The sequence below is a fragment of the Bacillus cereus group sp. MYBK216-1 genome, assembly GCF_051916495.1.
Classification (GTDB): domain Bacteria; phylum Bacillota; class Bacilli; order Bacillales; family Bacillaceae_G; genus Bacillus_A; species Bacillus_A thuringiensis_K.
The window spans coordinates 723,155-739,960 of record NZ_JBQAGT010000003.1 but is presented as its reverse complement, the minus strand read 5'-3'; the positions used below and the strand labels follow the sequence as shown (position 1 = coordinate 739,960).

Sequence of the window (16,806 nt, the reverse complement as noted above, 5' to 3'; positions counted from 1 at the left end):
AAAAATGTCATACACTCTCATTTTACTATAACATTTTTTCAATGTTTTTATAATATTTAGACTAAATTCCGAACATGAAAAAGTTTTATATAAATAAATCCGTTACAATGTATGAACTTCAGAATTTATTGAAAAACTATGTATAAATCGGAGGTGTAAATTTTGAATGATTTCACAGTAGTGCTTATCAAGTTTATATCGTGCATTATCGCATTTAGCATTGGGCTTGCTTTATTTTTCCCTGCAACGTTTGTTCAAATTATTTCATTCAGTCTCTTTGTTACAATCGTATCCTACATGTTCGTTGATAAAATTATTTTAAATCGAATTGGCAATACTGGTGCCATTATGTCGGATTTCTTATTAACATATTTAAGCGTATGGATTTTCGGTAATATTTTATTAGACAACTATATGCAAATTGCATGGGGCAGTATCCTTTCTGCCATCGTCTTCACTTTATCTGAAGTAATCGTTCATCGCTTCTCTAACTCTCATACAAGGCACAACAATGATAACATTCGTATTAATCGCCGCTTTGCATATGGTACGGAGTTTGCTGAAGAACAAAATATATTGGATAAAGACAAGAAGAAGTAACATTTTAATGCAGGAGCACCCTTTTTAATTATGTGGTGCTTCTTTTTTGTATATTTTCATTATGGTACGTGAAATTATATAAACGATTATTTCAAAATATCGACTTACCGACAATATTTGACGCTTTTTTCTAATAAAAAAACTACCTCTTATTTAGAGGCAGCCACTTTCAAGTCTTTTAATGCAACAACATCCGCAAACGCTCCCAATACTGCGTTATGATGTTGCACAATATCTTCAGCACGTAACACTTCTGTATTAAATGTACTATGCGCATCACTCACTAACGTTACTTTATATCCTTCACTACATGCTCTGCGCGTTGTCGTATCTACACAATACTCTGATTGCATTCCCGAAAGAATAACGTGTTCAATTCCTTTCTCTTGTAACACTTCTCTTAAGTTTGTCTTATGGAATGAATCTGGCGTCGTCTTTTCAACAATATTATCTCCTTCTTGCGGAGCGATTGCCGCATGGATTCGCCACCCATCCGTACCTTTTTCTAACGGATGGTCTTTAGGACCGTTATGTTGGACATAAATAATTGGGATATCATTTGAACGACATTCCCCAATAAGCTCTTGCAATGTTTGTAAAAACTTTTCTCCATTATGTACTGGCATTCCAGCTGTATACATACCCACTTGCACATCAATTACGATTAACGCTTTTTTCATTTCGCACAGCTCCCTTCGTTTATATAAGCCATTGCATATTCATTATAATTGTTTGTATTCCATCATCCAACAATCTTCTAATTTCCCCTCATGCAGCTCATGTTCCTTTAAAATCTTTACTTTTTTAAATCCGCATTTTTCATAACACTTTATCGCTCGTTCATTATTTACTTTCGGATCCATTGCGATTGCTTCTGCTCCCATTTCACCCATAATGTATGTAATTGCTGCCTGAACGAGTTTTTGTCCAATTCCTTTTCCCCAATAGGCTGGTTCACCGATAAATTGGTCCATTCCCCATACATTTTGTGATTCTTTATAGCCATATAACGCTTTCCACTCTGAATCAACTGGGTACATTTGCATGTAACCAATGGGAACGGTATCAAATTCTATTAAACATCTTTTTTCATTACCGTTTGGATTATGTATAAAATGATCAAGCACCTTTTCTACAGACTGCGGATTATCTCGTCCTTCGTAATACCGCAGGACTGCTGGGTCCGTTAACCATTTAGAAACGATAGATGCATCATCTTCCATTACGTATCTAATCAATAAACCTTCTTTTTGAAAAAGCATATTATACCTCTATTATTCCTTTATATTTTTTCTTGCTGTTACATCTTTCATTGCACCTACTAATGCATATGGTAGTAATGTAATCGCAAAGAATGCTGTAAATACGTTAAATTGCGGGATTGTATAGAGTGTAAACCATTCAGTGAAAAATTGAGAATTTAATATTCTATTAAAAAACTCTCCACCTGGCCTAAAGTTTGGTGCCCACCCAGTGATTTCACACAAAATAAAGTGAAACTTTAATCAGTGGGGGTTTTGTTCATCCCCCACTGATTATTAGTTGAACCAATCGGGCTTTTATGGGCAGTTGATCCCCCACCTAACTTCTTCGCTTTCGCTGAATTTTGAGGTGGGGTCTTACTGCCCGTTAATGCGGGATAAACAGTAACTGAACAATAAAAAATGCCCCTAGATAACGAAACCAAGTCCGTTTCCATATAGGTTGTGCATTTTTTAATGTATCTCCCATCTTACCCCCTTCTTAAATATCCATCATATTGATTATACACTTCCCTCACTTTTTTTGTTAAAATTTTCTATATAATTAATACTGTTGGAGGAATACATTATGTCTAAACCTATACTTACATCCACTTTAATCATTCTTAGAGGAAACTCCGCAAGTGGTAAAACAACGATTGCAAAACAACTACAAGAACATTTTGGACAAGGGACACTTTTAGTATCACAGGATGTTGTACGTAGAGATATGCTTAGAGTACACGACACAATGGGTAATTTATCACATGATTTACTATTTGAAATTACGAAGTACGGAAAAGGAAAATGTAAATTTGTTATTTTAGAAGGTATTTTGAACAGTCATAGGTATGGTGAGATGTTAAAAGAATTAATTCGTTATTTTGATGAAAATGCATTTGCATATTACTTTGATTTATCATTAGAGGAAACTATTAGAAGACATAACACAAGGGACAAACGACATGAATTTGGTGAAGATTCCCTACAAAAATGGTATAATCCGCACGATACAATTGAGGTTACGAGAGAAACTATTTTTACAGATAACTTTACGCAAAAAGATATATTTGATGTGATTTTTAATGATATTAAGATATACAAATAAGACTGACATAATCAATCAGTCTTATTTACATTATGTACCTTGTATCTCGGTCTTCATTACAGGACAATCTTGACATAAATAAAAATAGATATTCATTTTCCCAAACTATTCTTCTCTACTTCTCAATAAACTTCTGTTCTACTTCCTTACCTCATTCTTAATAGTTTTTCTAAACATGAGACAATTTTTATGTTTTATTACAGGTTTATTAGTAAGCCATTTAAAAATCCTATTATACTTCTACTAAAAAAATAAAAGCCAGCCTCAATAAAGAGAACTGACTTCTATTTGGATCATTATAGTTACTATAAAATTTTCACTTTAACAGTTTGTCTTCCCCAATTCATAGCTTTACTTTTTGAACCCATTAATACATCAATACGATTACCTTTAATTGCACTTCCAGTATCACCAGCGATAGCCTCTCCATAACCTTCTACCCATACTTTAGATCCTAACGGGATTACTTTCGGGTCAACTGCGATAATTCTCATATTCGGATTTGCCGTTAAATCATGCCCCATCGCAGTTAAAACGCGTCCACCATATGTACCATTTTCACTTGGATCAGCAGTATACGCTGTCGCTACTACCGTTAATTCACGTTTAGCAGACTGTATGTTGTTTTTAGATGTTTCTTTCGCTCTCTCTTCTTCTTTAGCCTTTGCTATTTCTCTTGCTTTCTCTTCTTCTTTAGCTTTTGCTATTTCTCTTGCTCTCTCTTCTTCTTTAGCTTTTGCTATTTCTCTTGCTTTCTCTTCTTCTTTAGCTTTTGCTATTTCATGCTCTCTCTCTTCTTCTTTAGCCTTTGCTATTTTTCTTGCTTTTTCTTCTTCTTTAGCTTTTGCTATTTCTCTTGCTTTCTCTTCTTCTTTAGCTTTTGCTATTTCTCTTGCTTTCTCTTCTTCTTTAGCTTTTGCTATTTCTCTTGCTTTTTCTTCTTCTTTAGCTTTTGCTATTTCTTGTGCTTTTTCTTCTTCTTTAACTTTTGCCTCTTCTTTAGGCTTTGCTATTTGTTTCGCTTTTTCTTCTTCTTTAACTTTTACTTCTTCTTTAACTTTTACTTCTTCTTTAGGCTTTACTATTTCTTTAGGCTTTACTATTTCTTGCACTTTCGGTTCTTCTTTAACTTTTACTTCTTCTTTAGGTTTTACTATTTCTTGCGCTTTCGGTTCTTCCTTAACTTTTACTTTCTCTGATACTATTGCCTCTTCTTTAGGCTTTACTATTTCTGGTGCTTTCGTTGTTTCTTTCACTTTTGCTACTTTCTGCGTCTTTACTTCTTTCTTTTCTTTAACTGATTTTTGTACTTTCGCTACTTGCTTTGTTTTCTCTTCAGTTTTCTTTTCAGTTGGTGCTGTACTTGATAGGAAAGAAACGTTTGCATAAGCAGTTTTTCCTTTATACTCAAATTGCAGCCATCCGTCTTTTACTTGATGCGTTGATTCAATTACATCATCTTTTTTTAGTCTACCAAGAATTTCTGAATCTGTGTTTGCTTCAGTACGTACATTTAACAAATCCGCCGTTACATGATACACATCTTTTGTAAACTCCGAACTAACAAACACTTCTTTACCGTTTAACTCAATTTTTGACCAGCCATCTTCGGTATTTATGACTTTTAACTCTTGCCCATTCTTTACTTTTTCGACCACTTTTGATTCTGTAGTCGGTTTTTCACGTACGTTAAGTACATCTGCTGTTACGATTGTTTCTGCGGTAGCAGTTGTGGTAAACGCCCCCAATCCAAAAACAGTTGCGGTTGCTGCGCCAATTACTTTTTTCATATTAGCCTCCATTATATTTTTTTGAATTTTATCAAATGCCTCCGTAAAATTGTATAATTTTACATAATATCAAAACATTTGCAACAATATATTAATATTGTTTAATATACTGTTATTAAAACTCCTTACTCCAATACTATCAAATTCTCATTTCTAATTCTATATATTATAGATCTCCTTATCTTTTATAAAAGCTCCATGCCCTTCTTCACACTAAATAGTTGTGGCAATTCCCGCCAAAAATAAACTTACGATTGCTAAAATTTGAGTAGCGACTATAGCCCCTCTTAAATGAAACTTATAATCTTTATATCCTTTCATACCTTCCGTACTAGGAATCACAACAAACCTTGGAGTAATCCAGCAAAAAATTAGCCAATCAATTATAAGTAAATCTACTAAATTGAAAATCATTAAAATACCAAAAGTGTGTAAATAGGCATCCATATACATTAATTTTTCATGCTTATGTAGTATATATGTAGAAACGAAGGGACTACCGAAAAGAATAGTATTATATACAATATTAAAATAAATGGTTTGCTTTCTTTCATGAATCGATTTTGGAAAAACTACTTTTTGAATATCTTTCGGATAATCAGTTAACGAAAGTCGAGGATTATAATATAAGGACCCTAAAATCATTACGGATAGTACAATAGACATGATGACACCAACGTACATCATTTGCTCAAATTGATTCATATGCTTCATTCACCCTTTTCTGTAATTACTATGATGGTCATTCACTTAATTACATATTGTATGTACGTATATAATCAAAAATTAACAACTAGCTTTAACACCAAAGCAAAATTGTTGCAATGCAAATGTAAATTTAATACAGTGGAAGCCTAATTGATACAGATAGGATTGGTGAAACCTATGAAAATTGAACATATTGCAATTTGGGTAAATGACTTAGAATGTATGCGTGATTTTTATATAAAATACTTTAACGGTAAAGCAAACTCGTTATACCATAATGAAATGAAACAATTTGAATCTTATTTTATCACGTTCGAATCTGGAGCAAGGCTTGAACTTATGCGTAAAAAAGGGGTTGAAAATAAGCCTAATTTAAACATAACTGGCTATGCTCATATGGCTTTTTCTGTCGGTAGTGAAGAACGAGTGAATGAACTGACAAAGGTGATAAAAGATGCTGGTTATCCTTTATTAAATGGACCACGTTTTACTGGAGATGGCTATTATGAAAGTGTAATAGGTGATCCAGAAGGCAATCAAATAGAAATTACGATTTAACTTACCCTTTTTTACCACCTCCATATTTTCCCGCGGATTAGGCGGTGCTGTTGCTGAGGTGCCAAATGGGGCAACTGCTTACTTTTACCGAAAAGCACTATCAAACATGTCAATATTCGCTACTTGGGAGCAACCAGAAGGTGCCGCTGGAAGTATTCGATGGGTTGAAGACTTCCGCTTAGCGATGCTTCCATTTACAAAAGGTGTCTACGTTAATACGCCTGACCTATCCATTAAAAATTGGCCAGATGCATACTTCAGTTGTAACTTTGACCGATTAATGAAAGTAAAAGCGAAATATGATCCGAAAAATGTTTTTATCTTTCCGAAAAGTATTCCGCTTTTTTTAAATATACACTCCACCTAATCTATCTAAATGCAAAACATCCATTTTTAAAAATGGATGTTTTGTAAAAAAGAAGTTTACATAATATAATTATCAATCACTTATACCGAATAACTATTCAATCATCGAAAGTAAAACGTTCTCAATCTCTTTTTTAGACAGCATACTATCATTTATATACACTTGATATGCATTTCTCCCTTCCCTTGCTGGCACAATTATTTTCATAGCCCTTACATTCGATTCTTTATACTCACCGAATGTAACGTCATAGCCATTTAATTTATATTTCTTTATATTTCCAGTAAAATTAGGTCCTCTTTCAGATGGTTTATCAAATGGTCTATCAATAAAGTAATCTTTATATTCTCCTTCAACAATTTCTAATTGATGAATTGTAAAACCTAATTCTGCCTCTGAAGTATGTGGCTGTTTTTTTACATTTTGTTTTTCATATCTCATCGTAATAAGTGGCATAGGTTTTCCTAGTGTTGCTTCAGCTTTTACCTCTTCAAATACTAATTGATGTCCAACTGGAATATATGTTGGATGCTTGATTGGAAAACCAGTTATTTGTTCAGCTTGTTCAAATGTATAGGTAAAATGTTGATCTATTCTTTCTTCATATGTATGTAATTGTTCCATTACCGCTCTTTCTCTCATTTCTTCATCAGCATTTAGACGATTTGTAGCTGTATATCGTCTCTCACCATTCTCTACGACACTTACTTTTTTATAAAAATAGTACGATTCCTGTAATAAAGTTACATACTTATCAAAATCCTTTTCTGTAAATATACTTTTAGCAATTTCTATACGTTCCATTACGCCATTATAACCATCCTCAGTCATTCCCATATCTTGTCTTGCTTTTTCTGGTGTCCCTACAATTTTATCCATTAATGTTGTACCTGCAAAAGTACCGGTCGGTATTAAAATTGCCGCAGCTACAAATCCAAGCAATAATTTTTTCTTCATAGAAATCTTCCTTTTCATTTTCGACAGTTGGTATTTATAAAAAGAGTTTTTCACTTGATTATCTAGATTTGGAGACGGGTCTAGACTCTCTGCTTTTCTTTTTAGTTCATTCGTTACATATCTCTCAAAATCCATTTACTTCTTCCTCCCTTTCGTTTGGCATTTGTTCCATTTCCATTCTTAATCGTTTTAGTGCTGTGTGTAGTCGAGATTTCACTGTACCAATAGGGATTTGAAGAAGTGTAGCAATTTCATCCAAGCTATATTCATGGAAGTAACGCATAATGACTACTTCACGATGTTTATAAGATAAATTTTGTACAACTTCTACTAATTCACTTCGTGTTTCTTTATGTAAAATAGCTTCATCCATTAAGTAAGGCCGATCTTGTTCATACATTTTCTTCTTTTCAAAGATTCGAAATCGTCGCCACGATTTACGACGCCAATCCTGTACTTCCTTGACAACTAGTCCATGTAACCAAAAACGAAATGAACGATTTATATCATAGTTTGTTTTGGACTTCCACATATTGATGTACACTTCATTAACTATATCGTCTACATCTTGGTTTTGACTTCCTACTAAAAATACTACTGTTCTATAAATATCTTTACATGTATATTCATAAATAATTTGAAAGGCTTCTTGGTCCCCAGACCCCATTTTATATAGCCATTCTTTTAATTGTACTTCATCCAAAGCTCCGTTCCCCTCTCATAATCTTTCACACTATATTCGCTCGTTTTTCACAAAAGGTTCATTTTACATGAAAATTTATTTATTACAATAAAAATATAAGGTATATTTTTATGAAAAGGAGGAATTCAAGAATGAATACAGAGGATAAAATTTACGCTGAAAAAGTGTTAAAAAATCTCTTTATCGGATCACAAGTTGATGGATTACAATTTGGTATTTCTTCAGGCACTATAAAGATTCAGTTTACAAACTTTCACGACTCCGTTGATTATGACGGGCAATTATATATCAATATCGAATCAAAATGGTGTTTATTTCATAAACCTCAAAAAAGATACCCATTAAATGAAGATGAATTTGAAGATTATTCTGAGGAAGAAGAATATGAGAGAATATTTGAGATAAGAAGACAAAAAGTTACCGATATACAACTCGGCTTAGAAAGCCCTCATTTAATTATTAATTTAGAGAGCGGACAAATTATTTTTGTAAATGGTTTTCATGATTATTATGAATGTTGGCAAGCTGGTGTCCTATGTGAGCAATGGCTTGTAGTCGCTGCACCTGGGAATGAAATCGCCACTTGGACTCCTGATGAGTTCATCGATAAATAAACTGTTTTCACGAAGAAAAACCGAAAATATTTTATGAACTACATAACTATTTCTATTACACTTAAACGAATAGACATTTTACTTTAATAGAAATCATTTTATTAAATTTGAAAGGATGATAATGATGGCATGTGTCCATGATTTTGGAATAATTGACGAATTTAATTCTCAAAAAAGTTACAATGATTATACACCAGAGAAATATTATTGTATTTCTGTTGCTGATGATATTATCAGTAGCTTAAGTCGAAATTTATCAATTATGAAAACCTACTTTCATACAGTCAAAAATCAGGAATACGGTTTAGCTTATTACGGTATTACAATTATCCCGCCTGAATCATTAGCAATTTTCTATGAAACAGTTACATCTTCAAAGTTCTTCAAAAAATCTGATGAGCTGAATGAGTTAGCTTCAAAAATTGTACAAGCTGCAGCAGAACAGAAGTACATGATCCATTATGGGGTTTAAATGTAATTCAAAAAATGCTTAGGATTTCTCCGAAGCATTTTTTGTATGTTACTAATACATTTATTCCTTAACCATTTAGTCAATGCTTGAGCCTATGGTCCCTTCTTTTACAAGTGAGGGCGCCCATATTAATCTAAATAAGCGTCTCATTTCCAATTTTCCAGCTAAACCATCTCCCGTGTCCTTCTGTTTCTCCAACCGTTTCACGATATTCGTTTCCGTTAATATAATAATCAATATGAAGGTCACGATCCCACATATTGTTATACAGGTGGAATACATCACGTTTTGCGCCGATTTCTTGTATTTGTTTTTCTAATTTATGTTTAACTTGTTCTGGTATTTGATTTGCGACGTGTGTATGGAAAATACAAATAACAGCTTCTTCACTTATTTGTTCAATAATAGATGATAATAGCTCTACACCGTCTCCTTCTATGAATTGGACAGATTCATTTTTCACTAAAGATGCAGCTTGATCAAACATCTCAAGCCTTTCTTTATGTTCTGGCCAAATTAAAGCACGTAACCATAAATAATCTTCCTCATTATGTAAATCATTCACATGTAAGTCCAGTCCGATTCTTTCTACGACAGATGGGCTTTCTTTTAGAAAATGCGGTACATTCTCCCCTCTTATTTCAGAAGTTACATGCACATTTGAATTTATATTTCCGTACATTTCATCCGTCCCGTACGAATAACGATATTGGTCCCAGAACAGTTGCAACCCAGAACTTGTCCCAATTTCAATTAACGCTAACGGCTTCTTCACTTTGTTAAATATGTAGCAGAAACTTGGGTATAAGTATGCGCACCGTCTTACTTCATTTGTTTGAACGAGTTTCGTTTGTAACAAAGTAATGATTTCTTCTCGGTACTCTTTACAGAAATCTTTAAAATGATTAAAAGCTTTATCTAAATTTGTATCAACATATTCGACTAAGCTACTATAATACGTTTTTAAATAATGTTCTTTCCCTGCTAGCAATAAATAATGTACTGCACCTAATAGTAAGTTTGGGACTGGTTGACCTACCTGAGCATAGGACGATAGTGTAAGTACTTCCTCATCTTCAGCAATTTTTATCGATAAATATTCATATAAATTACTTGACCCTTTACATTCCTTTATTGAAAAGTTTCGAAATAAGTTTGAAATTTGCTCTTTTGTACGCATTAAAATCCCTCCTTTTTATTTTTCAGAATAATCTTACCATTACAGAAAGAATAATCCCATAAAAAGGTACTCAATCTAGTCACTTAAGGATACGTAAGCTTTTTCGAGATAATTTCAAACTGTAATTTTTTTCTATTTACCACCTTAAAAGAGCTTGTTAAATAAGATTTTTAGCGAATAAAACGTTAAATAGTTTAAAATTATCAGATAACACTAGATATTTTAGTCTATTAATTATTATAATAGAGTATGAGATGGTTATATAATTGAGACAAAAAAGGTATACACCTAGGTGGGGCCTAGGCGGTGTTTCTCTTTTACGGCTTAGACATAGAAAACACCTACACTTTTTTGCCAATATAGGGGATGGAGAGATTATCATGAGCAACATGCAGCAAAAAACAGACGTTATCTTAATTGGTGCAGGAATTATGAGTGCAACGTTAGGCTCATTACTAAAAGAATTAGCACCAGAATGGGAAATTAAAGTTTTTGAAAAACTCGCAAGTGCCGGGGAAGAAAGCTCTAACGAATGGAATAATGCAGGTACAGGGCATTCTGCGCTATGCGAACTGAACTATACTTCCGAAAAAGCTGACGGATCTATAGATATTAGTAAGGCTGTAAAAGTGAATGAGCAATTCCAGCTTTCAAGACAATTTTGGGCATATCTTGTAAAGAGCAAATTAATTCGTAATCCACAAGATTTTATTATGCCACTACCTCATATGAGTTTAGTACAAGGGGAAAAAAATGTTGAGTTTCTAAAAAACCGTTTTGAAGCGCTTTCAAAAAATCCACTCTTTCAAGGAATGGAATTTTCTGATGCTCCTGAAACATTAAAAAAATGGCTTCCACTCATTATGGAAGGCCGCACATCTAATGAACCGATGGCGGCAACGAAGATTGACTCTGGAACAGATGTTAACTTCGGTGCATTAACACGTATGTTGTTTGATTACTTAAAAACAAAAAATGTCGAGCTAAACTACAAGCATAGTGTCGAAAATATTAAGCGCACGAAAAATGGTTTGTGGGAAGTAAAAGTACACGATATGAATAGTGGTAAAATTGAGCATCATACTGCTAAATTCGTCTTTATTGGCGGCGGTGGCGGTAGTCTACCTCTACTTCAAAAGACTGGTATCCCTGAATCAAAGCATATCGGAGGATTCCCGGTAAGTGGACTATTTATGGTATGTAAAAACCAAAAAGTTGTAGAGCAGCATCATGCGAAAGTGTACGGTAAAGCTAAAGTTGGCGCTCCGCCAATGTCTGTACCTCATCTAGATACGAGATATATAGACAATAAAAAAGCTTTACTGTTTGGACCATTCGCAGGCTTCTCACCTAAATTCTTAAAAACTGGCTCAAATCTTGACTTAATCGGTTCTGTAAAACCGAATAACGTCTTAACGATGTTAGCCGCTGGTGTAAAAGAAATGGGACTTACAAAATACTTAATTCAGCAAGTTATGTTATCACATGAAAAACGTATGGAAGAATTACGCGAATTCATTCCGAACGCGAAAAGTGAAGATTGGGATATTGTAGTTGCTGGACAACGTGTACAAGTAATTAAAGATACTGATGCTGGCGGTAAAGGAACACTTCAATTTGGTACAGAAGTAGTAAGTGCAGCTGACGGCTCAATCGCCGCATTACTAGGCGCATCACCAGGTGCTTCTACTGCTGTTCACGTCATGCTTGAAGTATTAGAAAAATGTTTCCCAAGCCGCATGGTAGAATGGGAAGAAAAAATAAAAGAAATGATTCCTTCTTACGGCATTTCACTAACAGAAAATCCAAGATTGTTCCAAGATCTACACACTTCGACTGGTCGTACACTTGGATTAAATGAAAAAGAAACAGTTCATAACTAATGAAGAAATAAAAAAACGTCCGATATATTCGGACGTTTTTTCGTTACTAGAAATTATATTTATCAATATTCTCTTTCGTAAATACAACTCGCTCTGGCAATACGATAATTCCGTTTCCTTCCGCCTCATAATCATATCCTTGGATGGAGTTTGGCTCTACTTTCACTTTTCCAATTCCTTTTACTTCGAAGCTATCCCCTACTTTTAACTTCTTCCCTTTTACAACAATTTCATTTGCTACATACGTTGCGAGAGCACCTTGCTGTTTGACATCCCATAATCCGAATTGTTGTACTGTTCCTCGTTTTATATAATCACGCATAACGTTCGGTGTAGAAAATCCAGTTACCACTACTTTTTTATCCATTTTTAAGTTTTCAGCTGCTTGCGCCATGGCTGGGAGTGCTGTTGCATCTGGACAAATAACTGCGTTAATATCTGGATACGTTTTTAATATGTTCTCCCCTACGGATAAAGATTTTTGTGCATTATTTTCACCGTACTGCGTCGTTACAATTTCCCAGTTCGGATATTTCTTTTTAATAATTTCTTTCGCTTTCGTTACCCATTGGTTTTGATCTGTTACTGTTGGACTAGAATAAAAAAATGCTACTTTCCCTTTATCTCCAATTTGCTTGGAAGTCATTTCAATTAATAAGTTAGCAAGCTGGTCTGGTGTTCCTTGGCTTATATAAAAAGAACGATCTTTCGGATTCACATCAGAATCCCACGTTAAGACGGTCATTCCTTTTTTCTTAGCACGTTGCAGTGATTGCGATAGCCCATCCACTGACGTAGATGAAACCATAATCGCATCATAGTTTTGATTAATGAAATTGTTTATATATTTAACTTGCCCTGAAACACTCGCTTCAGACGGTCCATCATACTTCACTTGCACGCCTAGCTTATCTCCCATCTCCTTTGCTCCTTCACCACCCGATGTAAAGAAGCCAACTCCTGTTAATTTCGGAATAAATGCAAATTTCACATCATCCGCTTTTTTCTTATCTACCGTTTGACTGGAACAAGCTATTAAACCAATTAGGCAAATACATACGATCAATACAATCCCTAGTTTTCTCTTCATGACATTTCCCCCTTATGCAAACTCTGTCTTTTTCCCGCTAAAAATTGATGTAATTTGAAATGTCTCATAATAACTGAAAGAATAAGGATAATACCAATAACTACGTTAGATTGTTCATTTGTTAAACCCGTCATTTGCAAGCCATACTGCATGAGCCCAATGAAAATACTCGCCAGTACAGTACCGATAATGCTTCCTTTTCCGCCTGTAATAAGTGTACCGCCTAAGACGACTGCTGTAATGATTGGTAATATTGTTTCGCTTCCTATATCAGCACGTGCAGAACTGAAATATGCAGTTAAGAAAGCTCCTCCTAATCCACCTCCTAACCCAGAAAGTATGTAAGCAATGATTACTACTTTTTTCGTTTTAATCCCGGTGTATTTTGCTGTATTTTCATTCGCGCCTGTTAATTTTACGTGGCGCCCATATATCGTTCGGTGAAACAAAATCGTGCATACAATTGTTAATAAAATAAGTAGCCATAATAAATTGGGTATTCCTATAAAACTACCATTTGCTAGTTGTACATAAGTATCAGGTAAACCGCTTATCCCTTCATATCCAGAAGCACCTGCCCCTCCTGAAATGACGAGTGCAATTCCTCCGTATAAAAACATCGTTCCGAGTGTAACGACTAGTGGTTCTACATCTGTCAATTTTATAATGATTCCGTTTAAAGCTCCTGCTAAGCAACTGACTATAAGTGCCATTATTACTGCTAGTAAAATATGAATTCCATTCATCCAAAACACACCAATTAAAATCGAGGTTAGCCCCATAATTGATCCTACAGATACGTCAATTCCTCCTGTTACAATAACGAAAGTCATTGGAATTGCCGCGATTGCTATGAATAGAAAATCATTTGTACTAAAAAGGAGATTACTAATATTTAAGAAATTGCTGTTTATAAAACTAAAGAGAATGAATTCTATAAGAAGTAATATGATTAAAACACCTTCCCATCTGTAAAAATACTTCATAGATTCATTCTCCTTTCTGCTTTCCACTTCTTCATGACGCTATCTAATATGATAATAAGTAATAGTAAAAAACCTGAAATAGCATTATTCCAAAATGCTGGTATTTTTAAAAAGATAAGTGAACTGCTTATCACTTCTAAAAACAATGCTCCTAGTGCAGCTCCAAATATAGAACCTGTTCCTCCTTTTAGATGAATTCCTCCTAGCACAGCAGCTGCAATCACCTGTAGTTCTATTCCTGTACCAGTTTGATTTGGAACGAACCCGATATTCATAACAAATATGCAACCAGCGATTGCCGCACTTATGCCCGATACAATAAACGCATTTATCTTCACTTGATTAACAGGTATACCAATGAGTCTCGCACCATCTTCATTGTCACCTACCGCATAGAAGTATCTTCCGTAAGGTACCTTCCTTAAAAAGAAATATAGTAGTAATAAAACAATTAGAATACCCCATACAGTTATCGGCAGACCAAGTATGACGATAGATGAAAGTTTCTTAAAATTATTTGAAATATCTTCAATCCACTTCCCGCCTGTGAAGATTAACATTGCACCCCTAACAATTCCTAGCATCCCTAATGTCATAATAATGGCTGGTACCCGAAACTTTGCAACGCCAATCCCGTTTATGAAACCAATACTAGCACCAAGCATTACAGCAGCAAAAATTGACAAGAATGCATTATACCCGTTCGTTAACAACATCCCGCAAACTGCCGCGCTTAATCCCATAATTGAGCCAACTGATACGTCTATATTTTTCGTAAATAAAACGAACGATTGGCCAATTGCTAGAACGACTAAAATAACGCTTGATTTCATTATTAAAGATAACGAGTTAAACTGAACAAAACTAGGATTTATTATACCGACAATGGCTATATAAATTAGTAGTAACAGTATGATAGACGTTTCATGCATTTTTAACATGCGTTTCATTCCGTTACACCTCCGTATGCAAAGCGTGTAACTTCATTCACACTCAGTTGTTCTTTTTCCATATGAGAAACAAATCGCCCATTTCTCATTACATATACACGGTTTACTAATTGGACAATTTCTTCAACATCTGAAGAGATTAATAAAATTGCGAGTCCTTCCCTTTTCATTTTTTTTATCGTCTCATACACTTCAAGCCTTGCTTTCGCATCAATTCCGCGAGTCGGCTCATCAAGAATAATAATTTTAGGATTACATGCAAGATACTTCGCAAGCACGACCTTCTGCTGATTACCTCCTGATAAAGATGCCAATTCTTTATTCATATTCTGTACAACAATTCGGAACTGTTCTATAAACGAATTAACTAAAGCGCTTTCTTTTTCTTGATTTATAAAAAAGCGATTATTTTGATATAAACTTGCTGCTGCAATATTTTCTTTAACAGAAGCAATTGAGAAAATTCCATTCCTCGCCCTATCCTCTGGCACATAAACTAGTCCTTCGTCTAGCCTTTTATGCAAAGAACACGTATCAATTGATTTTCCACCCAATAAGATAGACCCTGATTTTATAGTTTTCAATCCAAATATCGCTTCTGCTAATTCCGTTCTGCCAGATCCTATAATGCCAGCAACACCTACAACCTCACCCGCATGTACAGTGAATGATATATTTTCGAATGCGTGACCATTTATATCAACCACTTCTAATATTTTTTTCGTCTTTGCTGTCTCTTGAACTACTTCTATTTTCTCTTTCTGTTTATATCCTTTTGGCAATAGTCCCTCCATCAGCATGTCATATGTATAGTCACATACATCACCTTGGCTTACAACCATTCCATCACGTAGTATTGCTACTTTGCTGGCAATTTCAAAGATTTCTGGAAATCGATGCGTAATATAAATCATCCCAATTCCTTTTTCTTGTAAACTTTTCATCAACACAAAAAGACTCTTAATTTCATGTGTTGTTAATGTCGATGTTGGCTCATCTAGAATAAGAATCTCAGCTTCTCTTATTAATCCTCTAACGATTTCTACTAACTGTTGTTGCGCAATCGATAATGTTCCTCCTAGTTTATTAAGGTCAATATCCCATCCTAAGCTGCTAATCAATTGCTGAATCTGTACTTTTAGTTTCTTTTTCTTTTCTTTTAACCCAATACATATATTTTCTTCAATGGTCATATGCGGAAAAATGAGCGGTTCTTGTGGTATTAAATAAATCCCTTCTTGGTGTGCTTCTTTTGGATTTGCAAACTGCTGTCTCTTTCCTTTCACATACATTTCTCCACTATCATACGAATATAACCCCATTAATATTTTCATTAATGTCGATTTCCCGGCGCCATTTCCACCAACTAAAGCGTATATATCACCATGCTCTACTTGTAAGTTCACTTCCTTTAGCACAAGTTGATTCGAAAACGCCTTACTCATTTTCTTCACTTGTAATAAGGGCACATTCTCCACATGATGTCACCTGCCTTTACCCAGAACATTTTTTGAGAAAATGATTATTTGTTCTACTTGTTTTGTAGCATTGTATATTCCTTTTTTCATATCTAGAACACTTTTTTCAATGTACTATTAA

General features: G+C 34.4%; 18 protein-coding genes and 2 pseudogenes. 7 read left to right on the top strand and 13 right to left on the bottom strand.

What is annotated here, in order from left to right; genetic code table 11:
• The first annotated feature begins 162 nt into the window (after positions 1–162).
• Positions 163–600 (top strand): YndM family protein, encoded by a 438-nt coding sequence (locus tag ACTFRH_RS14015; protein WP_000997702.1) that lies wholly within the window; start codon positions 163–165, stop codon positions 598–600.
• 149 nt (positions 601–749) lie between these two features.
• On the opposite strand, the gene ACTFRH_RS14010 is transcribed toward ACTFRH_RS14015, so the two are convergent.
• The 4 genes and pseudogenes from ACTFRH_RS14010 to ACTFRH_RS13995 form a co-directional block, all read right to left on the bottom strand.
• Positions 750–1,280: a cysteine hydrolase family protein gene (locus ACTFRH_RS14010; RefSeq protein ID WP_000709546.1), complete on the bottom strand. Its 531-nt coding sequence runs from the start codon at positions 1,278–1,280 to the stop codon at positions 750–752.
• Between the two features lie 42 nt (positions 1,281–1,322).
• Entirely contained in the window at positions 1,323–1,862 is a 540-nt protein-coding gene (locus ACTFRH_RS14005) for a GNAT family N-acetyltransferase (RefSeq protein ID WP_000898778.1), read from the bottom strand.
• Positions 1,863–1,874: 12 nt separating this feature from the next.
• Positions 1,875–2,093, bottom strand: a pseudogene (locus ACTFRH_RS14000) (YfzA family protein); the annotation flags it as partial.
• Positions 2,094–2,247: 154 nt separating this feature from the next.
• Positions 2,248–2,331 (bottom strand): annotated as a pseudogene (locus tag ACTFRH_RS13995) (YfzA family protein); the annotation flags it as partial.
• A gap of 99 nt (positions 2,332–2,430) precedes the next feature.
• Between ACTFRH_RS13995 and ACTFRH_RS13990 the strand changes: the two are divergent.
• Positions 2,431–2,949, top strand: a complete 519-nt coding sequence (locus ACTFRH_RS13990) for a kinase (protein WP_000042588.1) — start codon at positions 2,431–2,433, stop codon at positions 2,947–2,949.
• Between the two features lie 305 nt (positions 2,950–3,254).
• Here ACTFRH_RS13990 and entB read toward each other — a convergent pair whose 3' ends face one another.
• Both entB and ACTFRH_RS13980 read right to left on the bottom strand, forming a co-directional pair.
• Positions 3,255–4,739: a cell wall-binding protein EntB gene (gene entB, locus ACTFRH_RS13985; RefSeq protein ID WP_440049323.1), complete on the bottom strand. Its 1,485-nt coding sequence runs from the start codon at positions 4,737–4,739 to the stop codon at positions 3,255–3,257.
• 213 nt (positions 4,740–4,952) lie between these two features.
• The gene (locus ACTFRH_RS13980) at positions 4,953–5,444 is read right to left on the bottom strand and encodes a hypothetical protein (RefSeq protein ID WP_001071245.1); all 492 of its coding nucleotides are present in this window, start codon (positions 5,442–5,444) and stop codon (positions 4,953–4,955) included.
• 180 nt (positions 5,445–5,624) lie between these two features.
• Here ACTFRH_RS13980 and ACTFRH_RS13975 point away from each other — a divergent pair, with 180 nt between their 5' ends.
• Positions 5,625–6,005, top strand: a complete 381-nt coding sequence (locus tag ACTFRH_RS13975) for a VOC family protein (RefSeq protein WP_000687533.1) — start codon at positions 5,625–5,627, stop codon at positions 6,003–6,005.
• A 58-nt stretch (positions 6,006–6,063) separates the two neighbouring features.
• Complete coding sequence (locus ACTFRH_RS13970; RefSeq protein ID WP_002164073.1) at positions 6,064–6,372, top strand: BBE domain-containing protein; 309 nt, start codon at positions 6,064–6,066, stop codon at positions 6,370–6,372.
• 93 nt (positions 6,373–6,465) lie between these two features.
• On the opposite strand, the gene ACTFRH_RS13965 is transcribed toward ACTFRH_RS13970, so the two are convergent.
• Both ACTFRH_RS13965 and ACTFRH_RS13960 read right to left on the bottom strand, forming a co-directional pair.
• The gene (locus tag ACTFRH_RS13965; protein ID WP_000345241.1) at positions 6,466–7,464 is read right to left on the bottom strand and encodes a hypothetical protein; all 999 of its coding nucleotides are present in this window, start codon (positions 7,462–7,464) and stop codon (positions 6,466–6,468) included.
• On the bottom strand, positions 7,454–8,032 hold the full coding sequence (locus ACTFRH_RS13960) for a sigma-70 family RNA polymerase sigma factor (protein ID WP_000344754.1): 579 nt from the start codon (positions 8,030–8,032) through the stop codon (positions 7,454–7,456). The genes ACTFRH_RS13965 and ACTFRH_RS13960 overlap by 11 nt, the downstream gene beginning before the upstream one ends.
• 131 nt (positions 8,033–8,163) lie before the next feature.
• Here ACTFRH_RS13960 and ACTFRH_RS13955 point away from each other — a divergent pair, with 131 nt between their 5' ends.
• Entirely contained in the window at positions 8,164–8,646 is a 483-nt protein-coding gene (locus ACTFRH_RS13955; protein ID WP_001090923.1) for a hypothetical protein, read from the top strand.
• Between the two features lie 124 nt (positions 8,647–8,770).
• The gene (locus ACTFRH_RS13950; RefSeq protein ID WP_000752494.1) at positions 8,771–9,118 is read left to right on the top strand and encodes a hypothetical protein; all 348 of its coding nucleotides are present in this window, start codon (positions 8,771–8,773) and stop codon (positions 9,116–9,118) included.
• A 133-nt stretch (positions 9,119–9,251) separates the two neighbouring features.
• On the opposite strand, the gene ACTFRH_RS13945 is transcribed toward ACTFRH_RS13950, so the two are convergent.
• Positions 9,252–10,298 carry a DUF2332 domain-containing protein gene (locus tag ACTFRH_RS13945; protein WP_001259297.1) on the bottom strand — a complete coding sequence of 349 codons (1,047 nt, stop codon included), beginning with the start codon at positions 10,296–10,298 and terminating at the stop codon, positions 9,252–9,254.
• Positions 10,299–10,678: 380 nt separating this feature from the next.
• On the opposite strand from ACTFRH_RS13945, the gene ACTFRH_RS13940 reads away from it, so the two are divergent.
• Positions 10,679–12,181 carry a malate:quinone oxidoreductase gene (locus ACTFRH_RS13940; RefSeq protein ID WP_000069138.1) on the top strand — a complete coding sequence of 501 codons (1,503 nt, stop codon included), beginning with the start codon at positions 10,679–10,681 and terminating at the stop codon, positions 12,179–12,181.
• 46 nt (positions 12,182–12,227) lie between these two features.
• On the opposite strand, the gene lsrB is transcribed toward ACTFRH_RS13940, so the two are convergent.
• From lsrB to ACTFRH_RS13920, 4 genes are read right to left on the bottom strand one after another with little or no spacing between them, the layout of a single operon-like run.
• Positions 12,228–13,271, bottom strand: coding sequence for an autoinducer 2 ABC transporter substrate-binding protein LsrB (gene lsrB, locus ACTFRH_RS13935; protein ID WP_000823666.1), 1,044 nt, complete (start codon positions 13,269–13,271; stop codon positions 12,228–12,230).
• A complete protein-coding gene (locus ACTFRH_RS13930; RefSeq protein ID WP_000873528.1) occupies positions 13,268–14,257 on the bottom strand; it encodes an ABC transporter permease in 990 nt (329 codons plus the stop codon). Before ACTFRH_RS13930 ends, lsrB begins: the two co-directional genes overlap by 4 nt.
• Complete coding sequence (locus ACTFRH_RS13925) at positions 14,254–15,207, bottom strand: ABC transporter permease subunit (protein ID WP_000827491.1); 954 nt, start codon at positions 15,205–15,207, stop codon at positions 14,254–14,256. Before ACTFRH_RS13925 ends, ACTFRH_RS13930 begins: the two co-directional genes overlap by 4 nt.
• Positions 15,204–16,685 (bottom strand): sugar ABC transporter ATP-binding protein, encoded by a 1,482-nt coding sequence (locus tag ACTFRH_RS13920; RefSeq protein ID WP_000432622.1) that lies wholly within the window; start codon positions 16,683–16,685, stop codon positions 15,204–15,206. The genes ACTFRH_RS13925 and ACTFRH_RS13920 overlap by 4 nt, the downstream gene beginning before the upstream one ends.
• Between the last annotated feature and the right edge of the window lie 121 nt (positions 16,686–16,806).

What these genes read in the sequence shown, in the direction of transcription:
- ACTFRH_RS14010 (WP_000709546.1), bottom strand. Translation starts at nt 1,280, where the DNA reads ATGAAAAAAGCGTTAATCGTAATTGATGTGCAAGTGGGTATGTATACA.
- ACTFRH_RS14005 (WP_000898778.1), bottom strand. Translation starts at nt 1,862, where the DNA reads ATGCTTTTTCAAAAAGAAGGTTTATTGATTAGATACGTAATGGAAGAT.
- ACTFRH_RS13990 (WP_000042588.1), top strand. Translation starts at nt 2,431, where the DNA reads ATGTCTAAACCTATACTTACATCCACTTTAATCATTCTTAGAGGAAAC.
- entB (WP_440049323.1), bottom strand. Translation starts at nt 4,739, where the DNA reads ATGAAAAAAGTAATTGGCGCAGCAACCGCAACTGTTTTTGGATTGGGG.
- ACTFRH_RS13980 (WP_001071245.1), bottom strand. Translation starts at nt 5,444, where the DNA reads ATGAATCAATTTGAGCAAATGATGTACGTTGGTGTCATCATGTCTATT.
- ACTFRH_RS13975 (WP_000687533.1), top strand. Translation starts at nt 5,625, where the DNA reads ATGAAAATTGAACATATTGCAATTTGGGTAAATGACTTAGAATGTATG.
- ACTFRH_RS13965 (WP_000345241.1), bottom strand. Translation starts at nt 7,464, where the DNA reads ATGGATTTTGAGAGATATGTAACGAATGAACTAAAAAGAAAAGCAGAG.
- ACTFRH_RS13955 (WP_001090923.1), top strand. Translation starts at nt 8,164, where the DNA reads ATGAATACAGAGGATAAAATTTACGCTGAAAAAGTGTTAAAAAATCTC.
- ACTFRH_RS13950 (WP_000752494.1), top strand. Translation starts at nt 8,771, where the DNA reads ATGGCATGTGTCCATGATTTTGGAATAATTGACGAATTTAATTCTCAA.
- ACTFRH_RS13945 (WP_001259297.1), bottom strand. Translation starts at nt 10,298, where the DNA reads ATGCGTACAAAAGAGCAAATTTCAAACTTATTTCGAAACTTTTCAATA.
- ACTFRH_RS13940 (WP_000069138.1), top strand. Translation starts at nt 10,679, where the DNA reads ATGAGCAACATGCAGCAAAAAACAGACGTTATCTTAATTGGTGCAGGA.
- lsrB (WP_000823666.1), bottom strand. Translation starts at nt 13,271, where the DNA reads ATGAAGAGAAAACTAGGGATTGTATTGATCGTATGTATTTGCCTAATT.
- ACTFRH_RS13930 (WP_000873528.1), bottom strand. Translation starts at nt 14,257, where the DNA reads ATGAAGTATTTTTACAGATGGGAAGGTGTTTTAATCATATTACTTCTT.
- ACTFRH_RS13925 (WP_000827491.1), bottom strand. Translation starts at nt 15,207, where the DNA reads ATGAAACGCATGTTAAAAATGCATGAAACGTCTATCATACTGTTACTA.